This is a genomic window from Georgenia sp. Z1491, assembly GCF_049856175.1.
Lineage (GTDB): Bacteria > Actinomycetota > Actinomycetes > Actinomycetales > Actinomycetaceae > JB111.
Window position 1 is genome coordinate 241314 of record NZ_JBNDNA010000001.1, and the last position, 20133, is coordinate 261446.

Consider the following 20133-nt stretch of genomic DNA (forward strand, 5'->3'; position numbering starts at 1 on the left):
CTCCGGGGCCGACTGTCGAACGAGCCGACGATGCGACACTTTAGGTGGTCTTCGCAGGCGGCCGACCTCAGCTCCCGGCCGGGTCAGGCCTGCGTTCGACGAGGTCCTTGATGTCCTGCACCGCCTGGAGGAGCAGCGGGACGGCAGCCCTGATGGCGTCCTCGTTCGGGCTGGAGATGTTGAGGCAGACGCGTGCGGCGACGAGCGTCGGGTCGAGCGGGGCCGCTAGCGCCCAGAAGCCGTGCTGGACCTCGGCGTGGGTGAGGGCGTAGCCCTGATCGCGTGCCTCGGTGACCTTGGTGGGTTCGTCAGGGTGTGGCTGGCGGAGCGAGAGAAGCGCGTACCCGCTCGCCCCGCGGTCGAGCGGGTGGCGACTGCCCTCGCCCAACCGGTTGACGTAGGCGAAGGTGCCGGGTTCGACGACGAGGGCGGCGACCGCCTCATCGTTCTCCTCGACGTAGAGCGCCACGGTCGAAGTTGTGGCCTCGCTCAGGTGCTTGAGGGTGGAAAGGAGCAACGACCGGAAGCCCGACCGGGCCGACTGCGCCAACCGCAGCACGCTGAGGCCGACCCGGTGCCGCCCGTCGAGGTCACGGCGGACGATCTGGTACTGCACAAGTGTCTGCAGGACCCGGTAGGCGATCGACTGATGGACGTCGAGCGCTCGAGCAACCTCGGCCCCCGTGAGACCGTCCGGTGAGTCGGAGATCAGCTGCAGCGCGGACAGCCCACGTGCAAGAGTCTGTGAACCCTGTACCGGTCGATTCTTGTCGGTCGCCATGTGAAGACCCCTCACTATCCGCTGCTCCAGAGTCCGTGCCCATGGTCCGTGCTGCGGAGGAAGGGCGACGCCTGTTGCGTATACGTAGATATAGTACTGGAACTGTCAATAAATGAGAATTTCGGTGGGTGCCGCCTGCTAGTGGTCGCTGAACCAGTCGTCGGCCGTGGCCACGCCCTGTGGTTGTTCTCCGCGCAGGTAGCGAGCCACGTTGGTTGCGGCTCGCTGGGCACCTGCCCGCCGGGCGCCCGTCACGGACGCCGAGTTGTGTGGCGAACCGAGGACGTTGGGTAGCTCGAAGAACGGATGGTCGAGCTCGAAGCGGCCGTGGCGAAACGGCTCGACCCACCACGCGTCGATGCCGGCAAGAAACCGGGGTTCGGCGACCAGGCGCGCATAGAGCGCCTGCTGGTCGACGATCTCGCCTCGTGCAACGTTGACACGGATCGCGTCGTCGCGCATCGACGCCAGCGCTTCCGCATCTATCAGGCCTGCGGTCCGGCGCGTGAGCGGCAGCGTCAACACAAGGATGTCGGCATGCGGGAGCGTCCGGGCGAGCTCGTGGACGTCGACCACGTCGTCGGCGGTCCCGTCGTTCGTCCCGCTCCGGCTGATCCCGATCACCCGCACTCCGAACGGCCGGAGCAGCTTGGCGACGGCCCGGCCGATCCCGCCGTACCCGAGGATGACGGCTGTCTGCCCGACTAGGCTGCGTCCGGTCGTGGTCTGGTCGAAGACACCCGTCGCCAGTTCACTGTGAGCGCCGAGCAGGCGCTTGGCCAGCGCGAGGATCATTGCGATGGCGTGCTCGGCCATGGGTTCGGCGTAGGCGCCGGCGTTCGTGGCCACCGTGACGCCAGGCGGTATCCGACGGGCGCTGACGTGATCCAGGCCGGCCGATACGGTCTGCAGGAGCCGGACGTGCACAGCGGAGTGCCAGTCCTCCTCTGTCACCTCCCGATCGGGATGCCAGCTGATCAACGCGGACGCGCGCTCGAAGGCCCCCGCGCGCTCCTGCTCACCGACCTCGGCGAGTGGGGCAACGTCAGCGATGCCGTCGAGCGCCGCCGTGATCGCTGACAGTTCACCGGAGTCCATCGCCGACGTGACCGCGACGGCCGGCGCAACAGCGGGTCTCGACACGTGCTCGTCGTGTCGACGAGTCCGGTGCTGCCCTTGCATCCCACCACCTCCCGGTCGGCGCGACCTGTCATGCATGTGTCAACAGGGAACTGACCCGCTCCCCGCGCCTTGACGCTAGCAAGCGGAGTGCCTGTTGACTGGACCAACTGTGTGCGCTTAGATCAGATATAGGCGCTAATGCCGCGATAAATGAGAAAGGTGACAACGTGGTCCCGATCGAGACTTCGAGCAGACCTCTTCAGCCGAGCCGTGCCGTGACGCCGAACGAGGTGTTCGCCGCCGAGGCCGACGTCATCGTCGTCGGATCGGGGGGTGCGGCCTTCGCTGCGGCTCTGAACGCCTCGTGGGAGGGCGCGGACGTCCTCATGCTCGAGAAGGGGTCGCGTGTGGGCGGGACCACCTTCAAGTCGCACGGGTGGACCTGGTGGCCCAACAACAGCTACCTCCGATCCGCCGGACTGACCGACGAGAGGACGGACGCCCTCCGGTACATGGCGAAGCTCGCCCGTCCCCACCGCTATCAGCCCGATGCGCCGACGTTGGGACTGGACCGGTGGGAGTACGACTGGCTGGCGACCTTCTACGACGAGGCCGGCGGTGTGCTCGACAACCTCGTCGAGCGTGGCGCGCTCCGCGTGATGCACGGCGCCGAGGTGCCCGACTACTTCGCCAACCTCCCCGAGGACAAGGCGCCGCGCGGCCGCGTGATGATGATGTCGACGGAGGACGGCGAGCTCGGATACGGCGACGAGCTCGTGGCGCAGCTCGTCCGCGCGGGCGAGGAGGCCGGCATCCCGTTGCACACCGAGCACGAGGTGGTCCAACTACTCGTGAACGACGCGCGGGCCGTCACGGGTGTGACTGCCAGAACCTCCGAGGGGCTCAGGTCATTCCGCGCCCGCCAGGCGGTGGTCTTCGGAACTGGCGGGTTCGGTCGGAACGAGGAGTACCTCAGCAACTTCCTCGCCCACCCCACGTTCGGGTCATGCGCGGCGGTCACCAACACGGGCGACTTCATCCCGCTCGCGACGAGCCTAGGTGCCCAGCTGCGCAACATGAACAACGCGTGGTTCGCGCCGACCACCTTCGAGAAGTGGATCAATTGCCAGGACGACCCGGACTACGCGAGCCTGTTCGCCCCGCCCGGCGACAGCATGGTCTTCGTCAACAGGTACGGCCGACGGGTGATGAACGAGCATGCGGTGTACAACGAGCTCGCCCAGGGATTCTTCGGGTGGGACGGTGCGCGCTCAGAGTTCCCCAACCTGTTCCAGCTGATGATCTGGGACGACGACTGCCAGCGGATCTTCAACGGCTACCCGAACCGGAACGACAACCCGATCCCTCCGGCAGGCGAGGACGACTCCCACGTCATCAAGGGCGCCACCTGGCCCGAGCTTGTCGCGAACATTCGCGAGCGGTTCGGCTCGCTCGCTGAGCAGACCGGCGGATACGAGCTAGACGACCACTTCGAGGAGACGCTCGCCGCGACGGTCGAGCGGTTCAACAAGCTGGCCCGCCAGGGCCGCGACGACGACTTCGGCCGGGGCGACAACCCGATCGAGATCGTGCTCCAGATGCACAACACCCCGGCTCTGCGCGAGAGCGACCTGCCGTCGAAGCAGCTCCACCCCATCAGCGACACCGGCCCGTTCTACGCCACCATCGCGACGGCCGGCACGCTCGACACCAAGGGCGGTCCGCTGACGAACACAGACTCCCAGGTGCTGGACGCGATGGGCCTCCCGATCCCCGGCCTCTACGGCGCGGGCAACTGCGTCGCCTCCGGGAGCGGCAAGGGGTACTTCGCGGCGGGGGCGACGCTCGCGCCCGCCCTGACCTTCGGAGCGATTGCCGGACGCCGTGCCGCCGCCGAGCCGGTCAAGGAGCTGCAGACCGTGCTCTCCGCATAGATGGACGACGCGTGCATAAGGATCCACGTCCCGACGCGCTCACGTCTACGACCCGACGCTCGCCCGCGGTAGGTGACGAGCACCCAGACCGACCACATCCGAAAGGACCACCCGATGGCACAGACCACTACCCCCCGGGCCGTCACCGCCGAGGGCCTCGCCGAGGGCGCTCGCGCTCTCGCCCCGAAGCTCGCCGAGCGCGCCCAGACCTTCGACGAGCTCCGCCGGCTCACCCCCGAGACCGCGCAGGAGATCCGTGACCTCGGGATCATCGGGGCGATGGTCCCCACCCAGCTCGGTGGGAGCGACCTCGGACCGGTCGCCGTCTTCGACGCGTGCGTCGAGCTGGCCAGGGGGAACGCCTCGGCCGCGTGGGTCGCGGGCAACTGGACCGTGCACGGCACGCTCGGGGCGATGTTCCCGGTCGAGACACACGAGGAGCTGTTCGGCGACGGGCTGCCGACGATCGCGACGGGGTTCAGCCCGTGGAGGGGCAAGACGAAGGCGGCCGACGGCGGCACCGTCCTCAGCGGTGACTGGGACTTCTCCAGTGGGATCAACCACTCGGACTGGGTGGTCCTCCAGGCCCTCGGCGAGCGTGGCCCCATCGCCCACCTCGTGCCCACGAGCGAGGTCCAGGTGCTCGACAACTGGAACACGAACGGCCTTCGCGGCACCGGCAGTCACGACGTTCACATCGACGAGCTCTTCGTCCCGGAGCGTCGGACCATCAACATGGGCGAGTCCAGCGACGGCGACTCGCACGGTTCGCGCGCGTATGGCACGGAGACCCTGCGCGTCCCGCTGGCGCAGCTCTTCGGCACGGGTGTCATCGCCACCGTGGTCGGCGCTGCGTTCGCTGCGGTCGATGCCTTCACGGGCGGGACGGCCAACGTCATCGGAGGGCTCGGCGGCGTCAAGCGCTCGAGCCGGCCCGAGGTGCACCTCGTCCTCGGCAAGGCGTCGGCCGACATCGGCGCCGCGCACACGGTCGTCCGGGACACGCTCCAGACCGCCATCGACACGGTCGACATCGAGGGCGGGTTCTCGCACGAGCAGCGCGTCCGGTGGCGCCGTGACATCGCCTGGGCAGGCCAGACGGCGGCGGGTGCGCTCTCGAGCATCTACGAGATCTCCGGAGCCCGCTCGCTCTTCCGCGGCGACGCACTCGACCAGGCTTACCGCGACGGGATCGCCGCATCGCACCACTTCAGCCTCTCGTGGGACCGCCTCTACGTCGGCTATGGCGAACTCATGACGGGCACGACCGAGACCGACCTCGCCATGGTCTGACGGCTCGTGCGCCATGCGAGAGACGACGCCCACCCGTCGGCCCAGCGAGCTCCGACACGTGCGAGCGCGGCGGCCAGGTCCACCGACCAGACGAAGGAGACCGTGATGAGTCAGCAGACCAGACAGATCGACAGACGCACCGATGTGGAGGATGCCGATGTCGGTGTGCATTTCGAGAAGGGCGACGACCTCCGTGAGGGGGCACCGGGGGAGGCCATTGCGACGAAGGCGCTGGCGTCGGTCGAGCGGCGGGGAGAAAAGTTCGACGACCCACGTGCGCTCCGCCACACCTTTGGGCAGTTCGCAACGGGTGTCACCGTCGTGACCTACGAGGTCGACGGGGAGTACTTCGGCGCGACCGTCAACTCGTTCACCTCGGTGTCGATCGATCCGCCACTCCTCCTCGTGTCGTTCACGCGCAAGAGCCAGGCCGCGCAACGGCTCATGGATCAACCATTCACGATCAATGTTCTGGCGGGTGACCAGAAGTCCACGGCGCTGCAGTTTGCCGGGAGCCCGCAGGAGGGCCACGAGATCGAGTGGGACTTCCAGTTCGGCTCGCCGCGCATCGCGGGCAGCCTGGCGCACTTCTCATGCACACCCTGGCGCGAGTACGACGGCGGCGACCACGTCCTCTTCCTCGGCGAGGTCGTCGACTTCGGTCACTCCGAGAACAAGGACTCCCTCGTGTTCTACCGCGGGCAGTGGCACAACGTCGCCCACCTCCCGCCGCAGGTCTGGCTGGAGTGGGACCTGCACGGCCCCCACGCGTAGTCGGTAGCCGCCCGCAGTGCTCCGGCCGCCCCGCCGTGGGGTCCGAGCGGGCCGCATCCGCGGGCCCCTTACAGTTGCGCGTCCTGCCGCTGGCCCGGCCCGAGCTGTACGTCGCAGGCGCTCTCGACCCGCGCGGGCTCGCGGCTGCCGTCACCAAGCTGTTCCGTCACGTCCGCGTGCGCTCGGCCGCCTTGACAGCCGCTGTCTTTCCTCGGGCCCGATGCCGATCCCGGCCGCCGTCTTGCCCCTCACCAGAACCGACCAGGAGAAGGACCACCTGTGAACCTCACGCGCGCCGTCAGCGAGATGGGCTACCTCGCCATCCGCACCACCGACCTCGAGTACAGCGTGCAGATCGCGGTCGAGGTTCTCGGCCTGCATGTCACCGCACGAGAGGTGGATCGCGTCTATCTGGCTGCCGCGCCGGTGAGCCACGAGATCGTCTACATCGCCGCCGACCACAACGCGGTCGACCACATCGGGCTGAAGGTCCGCGACGCCGCCGCGCTCGCCGAGCTGCGCGCGTCCCTGACGGCGGCCGGTCGCGAGATCGTCGCCGAGGGGCCGCTGACGCCGGGCGTCGAGGGCGGCTTCGCCGTCGTCGGGCCGGACGGGTTCGTGTTCTCCCTGTACCTCTCGATGTCCGGCGAGGCGACCCGTCACGCGCCGGCGGTCACCAAGCGGTTCGGTCACGTCAATCTCCACGTCACCGACCTCGCCGACGCCCGCGCCTTCTTCGCCGACGACCTCGGGTTCATGACGTCAGACGTCATCGGGAACATGGGCTACTTCCTGCGGTGCAACTCCGAGCACCACGGGATCGCGCTCCTGGCCGGGCCGGGCAAGCTCCACCACCACGCGTGGGAGATGCGCGGGGTCGGGGACATCACTGAGGTCCTCGACCGCCTCGACCGGCTCGGGGAGCAGCGCGCCGTGTGGGGGCCGGTCCGGCACGGCGCGGGCCGTAACATCGCCGGCTACTACGTCGAGCCGCCGGGCGACGTCGTCGAGGTCTACACCGACATGGACCAGATCTACGACGACTTCCGTCCGCCGATCGTGTGGGAGGACGGCGACGACAGCTGGATCAACCGGTGGGGCACCTACCGTGGCGACAACTTCCGCAGCCATGGGCTCCCCGCCACCCCGCGCGCCTGACCTGGCACGATCCTTCCTGTAGACGTTCGAACCTTCCCTGGAGGCACTGCATGCGATTTACCACCTTCACCACCGCCGAGCTCGCCCCGACGTGGGGCGCGGTCGACGGTGACGACGTCGTCGTCCTCGGTCCTGGGGGAGCCGACGTCGCCACGAGCCTTGCCGACGCCATCACCGCGGGCACCCTGCCGGCCGATGCCGCGGCCCTGCCCGCCGGCGCCCCGCGCGTGGCGCTCGCCGACGTCACCTACCTGCCGGTGATCCCCGCCCCCGGCAAGATCATCTGCGTCGGCGTCAACTACGAGGCGCACGCCAAGGAGGCCGGCCGCGAGCGCCCGCCTGCCCCGACCCTGTTCATCCGAACGATCGAGTCCCAGATCGGTGCGCGCGCCGACGCGATCTATCCGACCGAGAGCTCCAAGTTCGACTACGAGGGCGAGCTGGCGGTCATCATCGGCACCCAGGCCTACCGGGTCGGCACCGAGAACGCGCTGGACCACGTCGCCGGCTACGCGCCGTACAACGACTTCACGGCCCGCGACTGGCAGCGCGCCACGCCGCAGTGGACGGCCGGCAAGAACTTCGTGGGCACCGGTGGGTTCGGCCCGACCATGGTCACCCCGGACGAGGTGCCGAACCTGCTGGAGTCCACGCTGACGACCCGGGTCAACGGCGACGTCCGGCAGCAGGCGAAGATCGCCCAGCTGACGTTCGACATCCCCGAGCTCATCGCCCACATCTCGACCGTCACCCCGCTCAACCCGGGCGACGTCATCGTCTCCGGCACGCCTGGCGGCGTCGGGTTCTTCATGGAGCCCCAGGGACTGCTCGAGGACGGCGACGTCGTCGAGGTCGAGATCGAGGGCGTCGGCGTCCTCACCAACACCGTGCGCCAGCGGGTCGCCGAGCTGCCGTCCTGGCTCTGAGGCACCCGGGGCGCCCCATGGGCCGGGGCGGGGGAGTCGTACGCTGGTAGTGACCGCGACCGCTCGCGCCCACCCGTGGGCGCGCCGTCAGGAGGTACGTCTTGGCCACGTCACGTACGACCGGAACGACGCCCGACGAGAAGGAACGAGCGACCCCTGCGCGTCCGCGCAGCTACGGGCGCGGCGAGCCCGCCTGGATCGAGCTGTCGGTCCGGGACACGGAGCGCGCGGCCGGCTTCTACCGGCGGCTGTTCGGATGGGAGCACAACCGCCCGGCCGGTGAGCGGATGTCCTTCGGCGTCCTCGAGGGCGAGCGCGTGGCGGGGTTCCGCCCCATGTCCGACGACGACCGTGGCTCGGCCAGGTGGTCGGTCTACCTCGCGACCCAGGACCTCGAGGGCACCGTGACGGCCGCCGAGTCGGCCGGGGCCACGGTGCTCGTGGCCCCGCGGTCGGCGTCGTCGTGGGGGCGTCTCGCGATCGTGTCGGACCCGACCGACGGCGAGGTGGGCCTCTGGGAGGCGGAGATCCTCAAGGGCGTCCAGGCCGCGCCCGGGAACGGGACGCCGGTGTGGTTCGAGCTCGCGTCCGCGGACCACGACGCGGCGGTCGACTTCTACACCGACGTGCTCGACTGGGAGTGCCGCGAGCTCGAGCGGGACGAGGCCGGGGACGGCGACGGCACGTACACCGTGCTCGGCGACGCGCCCGACGGCGGAGCCGGCATCACGGGCCTTCCCACCGGGTCCGAGGACCGCTCGCACTGGTCGGTGTACTTCGGCACCCCGGACACCGACGCCTCGGTCCGGCGGGTCGTCGAGATCGGGGGCGCCGTGGTGTCGGAGCCGCGGGACACCCCGCACGGGCGGCTCGCCGCCGTGGCCGACGACCAGGGCGGCGTCTTCCACCTCATGGGCCCGACCTCCGACTGACGGGCGCCTGCGCGCCCGGCGTGCGCGACGCCGTCGGGCGCCTGCGCGCATCGCCCGTCAGGGAGACCTCGGTCTCCCTGACGGCGCGGTGGACCGGGTGTGGCGTACTCTGACCAGGCAGTCCGCACGTTCCTCGTCCCGGGCTGCCGGTGCCGCGGGAGAACCCGCCACCAGCGCCCCCGCCGCGACCCGCGCGGGCCGAGCGCCCGGACGAGGTCGACGACGGACGGACTTCACCCCGCCATGACCACTGCCTTCGCACGCCTGGGCGTGCCCCCGACCCTGCTCCCCGTGCTCGAGCGCGCCGGGATCACCACCCCCACCCCGATCCAGTCCGCCACGCTGGCCGACTCCTTCGCCGGCCGCGACGTGCTCGGCCGCGGCCGCACCGGTTCGGGCAAGACCTACGCGTTCTGCCTGCCGCTCGTCGGGCGGCTCGCGGCTGCGGAGCGCCCGCGGCGCACCTCCGGCGGTCGCCCTCGTGCGTTGATCCTCGCCCCGACCCGCGAGCTCGTCCTGCAGATCACCGAGACCCTCGACCCGCTGGCACGCGCCGCGGGCCTGACCACCCGCACCGTGTTCGGCGGCGTCGGACAGAACCCGCAGGTCACCGCGCTGCGTTCCGGCGTCGACATCCTCGTCGCGTGCCCGGGCCGCTTGCTCGACCTCATGGGCCAGGGCGAGGCGCGCCTCGACGGGATCGAGATCGTCGTCCTCGACGAGGCCGACCACATGGCCGACATGGGCTTCCTGCCGATGGTCCGCCGCATCCTCGACACCGTCCCGCGCTCGGCCCAGCACCAGCTGTTCTCCGCCACGCTCGACGCCGGTGTCGACGTCGTCGTGAAGAAGTACCTCACCGACCCGGTCGTGCACGAGGCCGACTCCGCCACCGCGCCGCCGCCGACCTCTGCGCACCACGTGCTGCAGGTCCGCGACGACGAGCGGATCGACGTGGTCGCCGAGCTCGCCGGCAAGGCCGAGCGCGCCATCGTGTTCACTCGCACGAAGCACGGGGCCAAGCGGCTGACCAAGCAGCTCGGATCGCGCGGTCACCAGGCCGTCGAGCTCCACGGCAACCTCGGGCAGGGCGCCCGGCAGCGCAACCTCGAGGCGTTCCACTCGGGCTCGGCGCCCACGCTGGTCGCCACCGACATCGCGGCCCGCGGCATCCACGTCGACGACGTCGCGCTCGTCGTGCACGCCGACCCGCCCACCGAGCACAAGGCCTACCTGCACCGGTCCGGGCGGACCGCGCGCGCCGGCGCCTCCGGCACGGTCGTCACGCTGTCGACCGATGCCCAGACGTCCGACGTGCGCAGCCTCATGCGCGCCGCCGGCATCCGGCCCACGCTGCACCGCGTCCGCCCCGGGGACGGCGTCCTCGCCGACATCGCCGACGGCAGCGCGAAGGAGAACCCGGTCGCAGCAGAGCCCGCAGCCGGTGGGCGTGGTGGTGGCGCGCGTTCCGGTGGTCGTCCGGGTGGCGGCTCCGGCAACGGCGGCGAGCGTGGTGGCGCCGGATCTGGCGACGCGCGTCGTGACGGTCGGGGCGGAGGCTCGCCGGCGGGTGGCGGCTCCGGGCGCCGACGCGGTGGGCGCGGCCGCGGACGAGGTCGTTCGGGCGGAGGCGCGCCGTTCGTCGAGCACGGCGTCCGGTCCTCCGGCGGTCAGGGCGGTCAGCCCGGCGGACGCTCGGGCGGTGCGCCCGGTGGTGAGCGCGGTGGTCGCCCCGGCGGTGGCGCCGGCGGGCAGAAGGGTGGCGCGGCTGCGCACCGTCCTGGCTCGTCCGGTGCATCGAGCTCGGGCTCGGGCCGTCGAGGTCCGCGCCGCGCGACCCGTCCGGCGACCGATCAGGGCTGACTCGCGTCCCTTCCCTGGACGAGATCAGAGGAAACTGTGCGAGTGCAGGGGTTGTTTCCTCTGATCTCGCCGATTACCTCTGATCTGGTGGGAGAGCCGGGCGGCTCGCCCTGATCCGATGACGAACGGCCCTCGGTCTCACCGAGCCTTACTCTCCCGCGCCCGTCGCGCAGGCGCTGCGCATGCGCCGCCGGGCACACGATCTCCTGTGCCGCCACAATGGACGCATGGCACGAACCAACGGGATCCCCGACGGCGTGGGCAAGGCGCTCGTGGCCCTGGCCGCCGCCGGCGCGGGAGTCGTCACGGTCGTCTCGGCGCGCAGGTTGCGGCCCCTGACGAACCTCCGGGCCAGGCGTCCGCGTGGACCGCGCGTCCTCGGGCCGGGGCCGGAGCGTGCGCAGATCGGGTCCGGTCGGAGCGCCGGCCCGGACGTCGAGCAGGAGGTGCCCATGGCCGGAACGCCGACCGATGATCAGCCCGGGTCGTCCCCGGCCCCGTCACCGCGGAGCGGCCGGGCCCCGGGGGGCAACAACGGGCTCGCGGCAGACGACCGGCCGACTGCGAGCGACGACGCTCCGGCCACGATCCGTCCCGTCGACGAGGGTGAGTGGGCCACCGCCTCCTACCCGCTCGGCGCCCACGCCGTCGCTGCCGGCACCAGCGCGTCCGGCTCCAGCGCCGCCGGCGCCAGCGCGTCCGGTAGCAGCACGTCGGGCAGCAGCACCTCGCGCACCAGCCCCACCACCTTCGCGGTCCACGCACCGGCGGCCACCCGCGTGCTGCTCGAGATCTACCCGTCGGCCACCGGCACCGACGCCTCCGTCGAGGTCGACACCCACCGCGGGCACGACGGCATCTGGCGCGCCCGCGTCGAGGGCGCCGGCCACGGCACCCTGTACGGCTATCGCGTCTGGGGGCCAGGCTTCGAGCCCCACGAGGACTGGTCCCGCGGCGGCTCGGCGGCAGGCTTCTCCGCGGACCACGACGAGGTCGGCAACCGCTTCAACCCGAACAAGGTCCTCCTGGACCCCTACGCCCGCGAGATCACGCACAACCTCTCCTCCTCGCTCATCGAGGCCGAGGGCGGGACCCCCGAGGACTTCGCCGGCGGCCCGGACACCCACGCGCAGCACGGCAGGCCCCGACGCGAGGTCGACACTGGCCGGATCGCGCCGAAGGGGATCGTCGTCGTCGACGAGACGTCCTTCGGGACGCACCCGCACCTGCTGTCCGAGGGGACGAGCATCTACGAGGGGCACACGCACGCGATGACCGCGCACCCGTCGGTGACCACGCTCGGCGACGACCTCGCCGGGCGCCGTGGTTTCTCCGGCGTGCGCAACGTCGACGACGAGGCGCGCGGCACGTACAAGGGGGTCGGGCAGCTCGCGCCGTACCTCAAGGGTCTCGGCCTCACCACCCTCGAGCTCCTCCCGGTGCAGGCCACGGACACGACCGCCCGCCCGGGCGACGACGGCACGTCGAACTACTGGGGCTACATGACGCTGGCGTTCTTCGCGCCGAACCGCGACCTGGCCTGCGACACGAGCCCCGGCGGCCCCACCCGGGAGTTCAAGGAGATGGCCCGCGCCCTGCACGAGCAGGGGATCGAGCTGTACATCGACGTCGTCTACAACCACACGGGCGAGGGCGGCAGCTGGGGTGGCGACCCCGCCACGTCGGCCTTCGTCTCCCTCGGCGGGTTCGCGACGGCGGAGTACTACGTCCAGACAGACGACCACGTTCTCGTCGACGGCGCGACCGGCACCGGCAACCAGGTGAACTTCTCCTCGGAGGCCTCGCAGCGGCTCGTGCTCGACTCGCTGGCCTACTGGACGGACGTCATGGGCGTCGACGGGTTCCGGTTCGACCTGGCACCGGTGCTGGGGCGCGCGCCCGAGGACTCGGCCCGCGAGGACTGGGAGGGGCAGAAGGAGTTCTACCCCCTGCACCCGCTGCTCACCTCGATCCGCGACCTCGCGGCCGACCGCCGGATCGAGGTGATCGCCGAGGCGTGGGACCTGTGGGGCTACGAGGTCGGCAACTTCCCCGCCGGCTGGGGCGAGTGGAACGGCCGGTTCCGGGACGCGGTGCGCGACTTCCTGCGCGGCGAGGGCTCGACGATGGCGTTCGTCGAGCAGGTCAACGGCGACTGGCCGCACTTCCACGACCAGGGCGGCCCCGCGCGCTCGATCAACTTCGTCACGGCGCACGACGGCTTCACCATGCTCGACCTCGTCTCCTACAACGACAAGGTCAACGACGGCGAACCGCCGTTCGGTCCGTCCGACGGCGGTTCCGACGACAACAGGTCGTGGGACTCCGGCGGCGACCAGGCGCTGCGGCGGGCCCGGCTGCGCTCGTTCCTCACGGTGCTGTTCCTCGCGCGCGGCGTGCCGATGATCGTGGCCGGCGACGAGCTCGGACGCACCCAGAACGGCAACAACAACCCCTGGTCGCTCAACTCGGTGGGCATGTGGACGAACTACGGTTTCGCCACCTCCAACCGCCCGACGCAGCTGCCGGTCGACCCGACCGGCCAGGTCGAGGCCGCCTATCACGACAACGTGGGCGAGGCGGCGACGCCCGAGGGCACCAGCCCGTTCCTGCCGTTCGCGCAGGCGCTCGCCCACCTGCGTCGTGTGGAGCCCGCGCTCCGGCAGCGCGAGTGGGGCGGCGTCCACCTCGACGACGGCGACGTCAGCTACCTCTTCGGCTCCCCTGATGCGTCGCGCGGCACCCAGGCGGGCGACCGTGCGGTGCGTGTGCACATCGACGGTTCACCGGTCGGCGGCCACGACTACCTCATGTGCGTCAACATGACGACCGACGTGGTCGACTTCGCCCTCGGCCAGGAGCACGACGGCCTGCGCTGGCACCGGGTGGTCGATACCGCGCCGTGGGCGGAGGAGCAGGGCAACGTGTGGCCCACCGCGGTGGCGGAGGTCGTCGAGGGCGACTACGCCGTGCAGCCGTGGACGGTGGCGGTCCTCCAGCTCGCCTGACCGTCCCACCCCTGGCGAGTGAGCGGACTTCTGCCCCCGAAACGGCCAGTGAGCGCGCCCCACGATCGACGACTGTTGCGCGTGGGCCGGGTGGCGGACACTGGATCCATGACCACCCCGACGAGCGACGACGACCTCCCCATCCTCACGCGCCGGCGGATCGAGGCGGCGATCCTCGCTCCCGTGCACCGGATCCTCGTCCGCGAGCTGGGCGAGGAGCGGGCCAGGGAGATCCTCACCGAGGCGATCCGCGAGGACGCCCGCGCCCAGGGCGCCCGCCTCGCGCAGCGCGAGCCGGGCGGCTCGAACCTGCGGACGTTCATCGACCTCCAGGACCTGTGGAAGGCCGACGACGCCCTGCAGACGGAGACCCTGGAGGCCACCGAGGAGGTCTACTCCTACGACGTCCACCGCTGCCGGTACGCCGAGACCTACCACGAGATGGGTCTGGGGGACATCGGCGAGCTGCTGTCCTGCACGCGGGACTTCGAGTTCCCCTTCGGCTACGACCCGAGCATCACCCTGGAGCGGACGCAGACGATCATGTCCGGCGCCTCCCACTGCGACTTCCGCTACCGCAGGCCCGCCGGCGCCCCGAACGCCCACACCGGAGCCGCGCACCAGGACTCCGGCGAGGTCGCCCACGTGGCCGCCGAGGAGCGGGACCGGTGAACGCCCCCGACGGCGGGGCTCACCCGGGGAGAGCGGCGTCCCCCGACGGCGGCCCTCACCCGGGGAAGGCGGCGTCTCCCGACGGCGGTGCTCGCCCGGGCGACGACACGTCGCCCCACCGCGAGGTGATGATCGACGGCGAGCGCCTGTGGGCCGACCTCGAGCGCGTGAGCACGTTCGGGGCGACCCCCGCCGGCGGTCTCCACCGGCTCGCTGCAGGTCCCGACGACGCCGATGCCCGCGCCTGGCTCCGCGAGCGCGCGTCCGAGGCCGGAGCCGGCGCGCGCGTGGACCGGGTGGGCAACATGTTCCTCCGACGCCCCGGCGGTGGGAGCGACGTCGGCGCGACCACGGGACGCGACCCCACCGCGGGGACCGGGCCCGCAGCGGGACGTGACGTGGCGGACCCCCGAGCGATCCTCGTCGGTTCCCACCTGGACTCGCAGCCGTCCGCGGGGCGGTACGACGGGGTGTACGGCGTCGTCGCGGGTCTGGCCGTCCTCGACGCGCTCGAGCGGGCCGGCCACGTGACGCGGCACCCGGTCGAGCTCGTCGACTGGACGAACGAGGAGGGCGCCCGGTTCGCGCCGATGATGGGTGGCAGCTCGGTGTACGCGGGGCGTCTCGACGCGGGCGCGGCGCTGGCGTCCCGTTCACGCGACGGTCTGGACGTGCCCGGCGCGCCCGAGGGGCAGACGCTGGCGGAGGCGCTCGCCGTCACGGGCTGGGCGGGGTCCGACGTCGTGACCCCGGACGAGCACGCCGCCTACCTCGAGGCGCACATCGAGCAGGGCCCGCTCCTCGAGGCCGAGGGGCTCAGGGTCGCGACGGTCACCGGCGTGCAGGCGATGTGCTGGCTGGAGGTCGAGCTCACCGGCTCGCCGGCGCACGCCGGGACGTTCCCCATGGAGTCCCGCAGGGACGCGCTCGTGGCCGCGGCGCAGGTCGTCACCGACGTCCACCGGATCGGCCTCGCCCGTCCCGGGGTGGGGCGGGCGACGGTGGGGCGCCTCGTCGTCGGACCGGGGTCTCCGAACGTGGTGCCCGGCAGCGCGTCGCTGACAGTGGAGCTCCGCCACCCGGACCGGACCGAGCTGGAGGCGATGGTCGCCGAGGTGCGGGAGGCGGTCGACCGGGCCACCCGCGGCGGCGTCGTCGCCGAGGTCCGCGAGATCTCCCGGGCGGAGCCCGTCACGTTCGACCCGCTCGTCACCGGAGCGGTGGCGCGTGCGGCGGCAGAGCTCGGTCACCCGCCGCGCGAGCTGGTGTCCGGCGCGGGGCACGACGCGGTGCAGGTCGCCTCGCGGGTGCCGACCGGGATGCTGTTCATCCCGTGCGTCGGGGGCGTGTCGCACGCGGAGGAGGAGGCGATCACGCCGGAGTGGGCGCTTGTGGGCGCCGAGGTGCTGCTGCGCGTGGTCCTCGACCTCGACGCCCGCCTCCCCTGACGAGCGCGGGGATATTTCGGCACGAGTGAGGGGACGTGTCGACCGACATGCGGAGATCCGCCCGGGTCGGAGCGAAAGTCCCCTCACTCGTCGCGAAGGTTCCCCTCACTCGTCGGCCGTGGGGTCAGTCCGTCGTCGCGGCGTACGAGGAGAAGCCGCCGTCGACGAGCTCGTGCGCCTCGTCGCCGTTGATCGGCGGGTTGAAGATCGACACGAGGATGAGGTCCTCCTCCTCGCCGCCCTGGAGGTAGTGGGCGTCGTGCTCGTCGAGCACGTAGATGACGCCGGGCGTGATCTCGTACCGCGTCTGGCGGTCCTCGCTGACGACGTACCCCTTGCCGCCGATGCAGTAGCAGGCCTCGAGGTGGTTCCGGTACTGCAGCGCCGCCTCGGTGCCCTTGCGGACGACCGTGTGCGCCACGGCGAAGCCCATGCCGTCCTTCTTCGTCAGGACCCGCTGGCTCGTGCCCTGGCCCCACTCGACCTTGGGCACCTCGTCGATCGACCGGATGAACATGCAGACCTCCTCGTGTCGGTGGGCGCCCGCTCCTGCCGCACGGTCCAAGGACAGTCCGGGGCGCCCCATCGATACTAGGTCCGTCCGGATCCGGCGGCAGCACCCGCCGTCCGAGGACCGGGACACGCCGCGGGGTGTCATGACAGTGTGGTGCCCGGGGCATAGGGTCTCGCGCATACCGACCGATCGTCGCCGACGGCCGCGGGCCGTACCCGGTGACGCAGTCTCGTGAGGAGCCCCCCATGTCCACCGACGACGGAACGCACGCAGGCGGAGCCCACGCCGCCGGTGCCGGCGGGCCCGGCGGGCCCGCCGGAAAGCCTGCGCCGAGTCCCCACGGCTCCGGATCCCACGCCGCCCGTCCGGAGGGCTCGGCCTCGGAGCCGCTGACCGCCGGCGAGGCCGCCACCCAGTCGCCCGGCGCTTCGGTGTCCGGCCGCCGTGCCGGTTCGAGGTTCGGTCCCGGCCTCATCATCGCGGCATCGTTCATCGGTCCCGGCACGATCACCACGTCGATCGTCACGGGCGCCGACTACGGGCACGCGCTGGCCTGGACGATCGTCTTCTCCATCGTCGCGACGATCATCCTCCAGGAGATGACGGCCCGGCTCGGCCTGGGCACCCGGCGCGGCCTCGGCGAGGCGATGCGCGAGGTCTTCCACTCCCCGGTGGCCCGCCTGCTCATGGCGGTCCTCGTCGTCGCCGCGATCGGCATCGGCGGGGCCTCCTACGCGGGCGGCGACACCTCGGGCACGGCCCTCGCCGTGACGAACGTCGTCGACGTCGACACGCGCATCGTCGTCGTCGTCCTCATCGCCCTGATCTTCGCCCTGCTGTGGACCGGGAGCTACAAGCTCATCGAGAAGGTGCTGATGGCGATGGTGGCGGTCCTCGTCGTCATCTTCGTCGTCACCGCGGTCATCGTGAGGCCGAACCTCGGCGACCTCCTCGGGGGCATGTTCGTCCCCTCGATCCCGCCGGGCGCGATCCTCACGGCGATCGCGCTCATCGGCACCACCGTGGTGCCCTACAACCTTTTCCTGCAGGCCCAGCTCGTCAAGGAGAACTGGGGCCAGGTCCCGGTCGACCGGGCGATGAAGGAGGCGCGGACCGACACGGCCGTCTCGATCGGCATCGGCGGCCTCATCACGCTCGCCGTCATGGTCACCGCCGTCGGGTCGATGTTCGTGCGCGGCATCGCCGCCGAGGAGGGCACGGACCTCGCCGAGGCGCTGACCCCGCTGCTCGGCGACGCCGCTCCGTGGGTGTTCGCGCTCGGCCTCTTCGCCGCCGGCTTCACCTCGGCGATCGCCGGCCCGCTCGGTGCCGCCTACGCGATCACCGGCGTGCTCGGGCTCTCGAGCGACCTTCGCTCGACACCGGCGCGCATCGTCTGGGTCGCGATCCTCGTCGTCGGCGGGGCCATCGCCCTCACCGGGTTCAACCCGATCCAGATCATCGTCATCGCCCAGGCCGCGAACGGGCTGCTGCTGCCGATCGTCGCGATCTTCCTCATGAGCGTCATGAACAACCGCAAGCTCATGGGCAAGTACCGCAACGGCCCCGTGGCCAACGTGCTGGGCTGGCTCATCGTCGCCGTCGTCGTGTTCCTCGCCGGCTACCAGTTCGCCGACATCTTCGGCCTGCTGCCCCAGTGACCCCGGGCCCGGAAGGGTGTTGACTGGCGCCGTGGTGGACCGACGCGACCCCGTCCGGCAGATCTTCCGGACCTCGTGGCTCACCACGGCGGGCCGCGGGATCGCCGCGGTCGCCGTGGGCGTCGCCGTCATCCTGTGGCCGGGCACGATGATCGACGCCGTCATCCAGCTCTTCTCGATCTTCCTGCTCGTCGACGGGCTGCTCAACGTCCTGGGCGGCATCGGGCTCGGGGTCGACGCCAGGAACCAGGAGCCGGACCGGCCCACGCAGAAGATCCTCACGATCGTGCTCGGCGTCGTCGAGATCGCCGCGGGCATCTTCGGGCTCGTCCGGCCCGGCAACGTCGCCACGCTGATGATCACCGTCATCGGCGTGTGGGCGATCGTCATGGGGCTGTGGGAGCTCATCACGGCCCTCCGCGCCCGCAGGTACGTCCACGGTGTGCGGCCCCTCGTCGTCGCCGGCACGTTCTTCGTGGTCGTGGGGGCGTTCGTGGTCTGGCGCCCCTGGGTCTCCCTCGACGTCGTCGCCTGGACCGTCGCGATCGCCGCGCTCCTCTGGGGGGTCATGCAGATCGTCGTCGCCCTCTCCGTGCGGCGCTGGATCAGGAACATCGACGACCGCCTCGAGGTGGACCGCGAGCCGCCCCGCATGCTCGGGGGCTGACGGGATCGAGCGCTCCGTCACAACCGGCATAACGGGACCTGGCGCGCTGTTGCACGGCGGGTGACCACCCCCGGTCACGCGGCCCCGACCGCAGGCGCGTCACGAGCGCGCCGCGGGTCCCGGCCGTCCCGACTCCCGGAGCACCAGTCGATGCCGAGTACCGCACGCCGCAACCTCGCCCTCTTCACGCTCGCCCTGGGGGGCTTCGGCATCGGGACGACCGAGTTCGTCACCATGGGCCTGCTCCCGCAGATCGCCGAGGAGCTCGTCCCCGGGTTCGGGTCCGACCCGACGGGCGGGATCGCGCAGGCCGGCTGGTTCGTCACGGCCTACGCGCTGGGCGTCGTGGTGGGCGCCCCGGTCACGGCGGTGATCACGGCACGCCTCTCGCAGCGCCGTCTCGTGCTCATCCTCGCGGCCGCGCTCGCCCTGGCGAACCTGGCCAGCGCCCTCATGCCGGACTTCGCCCTCACCGCGCTCGCCCGGTTCGTCGCGGGCCTCCCGCACGGCGCGTACTTCGGCGTGGCCTCGTTGCTCGCCGCGCGCCTCATGGGGCCGGGCCGCCAGGGTGCGGGCGTCGCCATCGCCCTGTCCGGCCTCACCGTGGCGAACGTCGTGGGCGTCCCGCTGGGGACCTGGCTGGGCCAGGAGGCCGGTTGGCGCTGGGCCTACGCGGCCGTCGCCGCCATCTTCGTGGTCACCCTCGTGCTCGCGCTGCGCACGATCCCGGCCGTCCCCGGCAATCCCGACCGCCACCCGATGAAGGAGCTCTCCGCGTTCCGCAACCCGCGGCTGTGGCTCATGCTCGCCGTCGGCGCGATCGGCTTCGGAGGCTTCTTCGCCGTGTACTCCTACATCGCCGAGGTGGCGACGCGGACGGCGGGGCTGTCCGAGCCCGTCGTGCCGTGGGTGCTCGCCACGCTCGGCGTCGGCATGGTGATCGGGAACGTGCTCGGCGGCTGGGCCAGCGACCGGGACCTGGCCCGGACCGTGATCATCGGTTTCACGAGCATGTCGACGGCGATGGCGCTCTACGCCCTCCTCGGCGGCAGCGGGCTGCTGCTGTTCCCGCTCGTGTTCGCCATCGGCATCACCTCCTCCTCGCTCATCCCCTCGATCCAGGCGCGCATCATCGACATCGCCGGGGAGGCAGAGCTGCTCGGCGCCGCGCTCAACCACGCCGCCTTCAACGTGGGCAACTCCCTGGGCGCCTGGCTCGGCGGTCTCGTCATCGCCGGTGGCCTTGGCTACCTCGCGCCCGGCTGGGTCGGCGTCGCGCTCGCCCTCGCCGGTGGCGTCCTCGCGCTGGTGAGCATCCGCCTGGACCGGAGCCGCCCGGGGGCGACCGAGCCGGAGGCGCAGGCCGTCCGGGCCTGACGA

The 20133-nt window shown here is 71.5% G+C and carries 16 protein-coding genes; 13 read left to right on the top strand and 3 right to left on the bottom strand.

Annotated features, from left to right (window positions below; genetic code table 11):
* Window positions 1–67 precede the first annotated feature (67 nt).
* Together ACPYO4_RS01200 and ACPYO4_RS01205 are read right to left on the bottom strand one after the other, a co-directional pair.
* The gene (locus ACPYO4_RS01200; RefSeq protein WP_425707372.1) at window positions 68–781 is read right to left on the bottom strand and encodes an IclR family transcriptional regulator; all 714 of its coding nucleotides are present in this window, start codon (window positions 779–781) and stop codon (window positions 68–70) included.
* A 138-nt stretch (window positions 782–919) separates the two neighbouring features.
* Window positions 920–1963, bottom strand: a complete 1044-nt coding sequence (locus ACPYO4_RS01205; protein WP_425707373.1) for a 2-hydroxyacid dehydrogenase — start codon at window positions 1961–1963, stop codon at window positions 920–922.
* Between the two features lie 215 nt (window positions 1964–2178).
* Between ACPYO4_RS01205 and ACPYO4_RS01210 the strand changes: the two genes are divergently transcribed.
* The 10 genes from ACPYO4_RS01210 to ACPYO4_RS01255 all read left to right on the top strand — a co-directional run bounded on the left by ACPYO4_RS01210 (window position 2179) and on the right by ACPYO4_RS01255 (window position 15911).
* The gene (locus ACPYO4_RS01210; RefSeq protein WP_425707374.1) at window positions 2179–3837 is read left to right on the top strand and encodes an FAD-dependent oxidoreductase; all 1659 of its coding nucleotides are present in this window, start codon (window positions 2179–2181) and stop codon (window positions 3835–3837) included.
* Window positions 3838–3951: 114 nt separating this feature from the next.
* A complete protein-coding gene (locus tag ACPYO4_RS01215; protein ID WP_425707375.1) occupies window positions 3952–5130 on the top strand; it encodes an acyl-CoA dehydrogenase family protein in 1179 nt (392 codons plus the stop codon).
* 105 nt (window positions 5131–5235) lie between these two features.
* Window positions 5236–5904, top strand: coding sequence for a flavin reductase family protein (locus ACPYO4_RS01220; RefSeq protein WP_425707376.1), 669 nt, complete (start codon window positions 5236–5238; stop codon window positions 5902–5904).
* A 279-nt stretch (window positions 5905–6183) separates the two neighbouring features.
* A complete protein-coding gene (locus ACPYO4_RS01225) occupies window positions 6184–7062 on the top strand; it encodes a VOC family protein (protein ID WP_425707377.1) in 879 nt (292 codons plus the stop codon).
* A gap of 50 nt (window positions 7063–7112) precedes the next feature.
* Window positions 7113–7988, top strand: coding sequence for a fumarylacetoacetate hydrolase family protein (locus ACPYO4_RS01230; protein ID WP_425707378.1), 876 nt, complete (start codon window positions 7113–7115; stop codon window positions 7986–7988).
* A gap of 101 nt (window positions 7989–8089) precedes the next feature.
* A complete protein-coding gene (locus tag ACPYO4_RS01235) occupies window positions 8090–8920 on the top strand; it encodes a VOC family protein (RefSeq protein ID WP_425707379.1) in 831 nt (276 codons plus the stop codon).
* Window positions 8921–9163: 243 nt separating this feature from the next.
* Window positions 9164–10783, top strand: coding sequence for a DEAD/DEAH box helicase (locus tag ACPYO4_RS01240; protein ID WP_425707380.1), 1620 nt, complete (start codon window positions 9164–9166; stop codon window positions 10781–10783).
* Between the two features lie 227 nt (window positions 10784–11010).
* On the top strand, window positions 11011–13791 hold the full coding sequence (locus ACPYO4_RS01245; protein WP_425707381.1) for an alpha-amylase family glycosyl hydrolase: 2781 nt from the start codon (window positions 11011–11013) through the stop codon (window positions 13789–13791).
* A 108-nt stretch (window positions 13792–13899) separates the two neighbouring features.
* Window positions 13900–14463 carry an L-2-amino-thiazoline-4-carboxylic acid hydrolase gene (locus tag ACPYO4_RS01250; RefSeq protein WP_425707382.1) on the top strand — a complete coding sequence of 188 codons (564 nt, stop codon included), beginning with the start codon at window positions 13900–13902 and terminating at the stop codon, window positions 14461–14463.
* Window positions 14460–15911 (top strand): Zn-dependent hydrolase, encoded by a 1452-nt coding sequence (locus ACPYO4_RS01255; protein ID WP_425707383.1) that lies wholly within the window; start codon window positions 14460–14462, stop codon window positions 15909–15911. The genes ACPYO4_RS01250 and ACPYO4_RS01255 overlap by 4 nt, the downstream gene beginning before the upstream one ends.
* 124 nt (window positions 15912–16035) lie before the next feature.
* Here the strand turns inward: ACPYO4_RS01255 and ACPYO4_RS01260 are convergent, their stop codons facing one another.
* Window positions 16036–16428 (bottom strand): ectoine synthase, encoded by a 393-nt coding sequence (locus ACPYO4_RS01260; protein ID WP_425707384.1) that lies wholly within the window; start codon window positions 16426–16428, stop codon window positions 16036–16038.
* Window positions 16429–16670: 242 nt separating this feature from the next.
* On the opposite strand from ACPYO4_RS01260, the gene ACPYO4_RS01265 reads away from it, so the two are divergent.
* The 3 genes from ACPYO4_RS01265 to ACPYO4_RS01275 all read left to right on the top strand — a co-directional run bounded on the left by ACPYO4_RS01265 (window position 16671) and on the right by ACPYO4_RS01275 (window position 20130).
* Entirely contained in the window at window positions 16671–18086 is a 1416-nt protein-coding gene (locus ACPYO4_RS01265) for an Nramp family divalent metal transporter (protein ID WP_425707385.1), read from the top strand.
* Window positions 18087–18117: 31 nt separating this feature from the next.
* A complete protein-coding gene (locus ACPYO4_RS01270; protein WP_425707386.1) occupies window positions 18118–18753 on the top strand; it encodes an HdeD family acid-resistance protein in 636 nt (211 codons plus the stop codon).
* Window positions 18754–18903: 150 nt separating this feature from the next.
* The gene (locus tag ACPYO4_RS01275; RefSeq protein WP_425707387.1) at window positions 18904–20130 is read left to right on the top strand and encodes an MFS transporter; all 1227 of its coding nucleotides are present in this window, start codon (window positions 18904–18906) and stop codon (window positions 20128–20130) included.
* The last annotated feature ends 3 nt before the right edge of the window (window positions 20131–20133 follow it).

Coding starts and splice junctions, on each gene's coding strand:
- ACPYO4_RS01200 (WP_425707372.1), bottom strand. CDS start 781: ATGGCGACCGACAAGAATCGACCGGTACAGGGTTCACAGACTCTTGCA.
- ACPYO4_RS01205 (WP_425707373.1), bottom strand. CDS start 1,963: ATGCAAGGGCAGCACCGGACTCGTCGACACGACGAGCACGTGTCGAGA.
- ACPYO4_RS01215 (WP_425707375.1), top strand. CDS start 3,952: ATGGCACAGACCACTACCCCCCGGGCCGTCACCGCCGAGGGCCTCGCC.
- ACPYO4_RS01220 (WP_425707376.1), top strand. CDS start 5,236: ATGAGTCAGCAGACCAGACAGATCGACAGACGCACCGATGTGGAGGAT.
- ACPYO4_RS01230 (WP_425707378.1), top strand. CDS start 7,113: ATGCGATTTACCACCTTCACCACCGCCGAGCTCGCCCCGACGTGGGGC.
- ACPYO4_RS01240 (WP_425707380.1), top strand. CDS start 9,164: ATGACCACTGCCTTCGCACGCCTGGGCGTGCCCCCGACCCTGCTCCCC.
- ACPYO4_RS01245 (WP_425707381.1), top strand. CDS start 11,011: ATGGCACGAACCAACGGGATCCCCGACGGCGTGGGCAAGGCGCTCGTG.
- ACPYO4_RS01250 (WP_425707382.1), top strand. CDS start 13,900: ATGACCACCCCGACGAGCGACGACGACCTCCCCATCCTCACGCGCCGG.
- ACPYO4_RS01260 (WP_425707384.1), bottom strand. CDS start 16,428: ATGTTCATCCGGTCGATCGACGAGGTGCCCAAGGTCGAGTGGGGCCAG.
- ACPYO4_RS01265 (WP_425707385.1), top strand. CDS start 16,671: ATGTCCACCGACGACGGAACGCACGCAGGCGGAGCCCACGCCGCCGGT.
- ACPYO4_RS01275 (WP_425707387.1), top strand. CDS start 18,904: ATGCCGAGTACCGCACGCCGCAACCTCGCCCTCTTCACGCTCGCCCTG.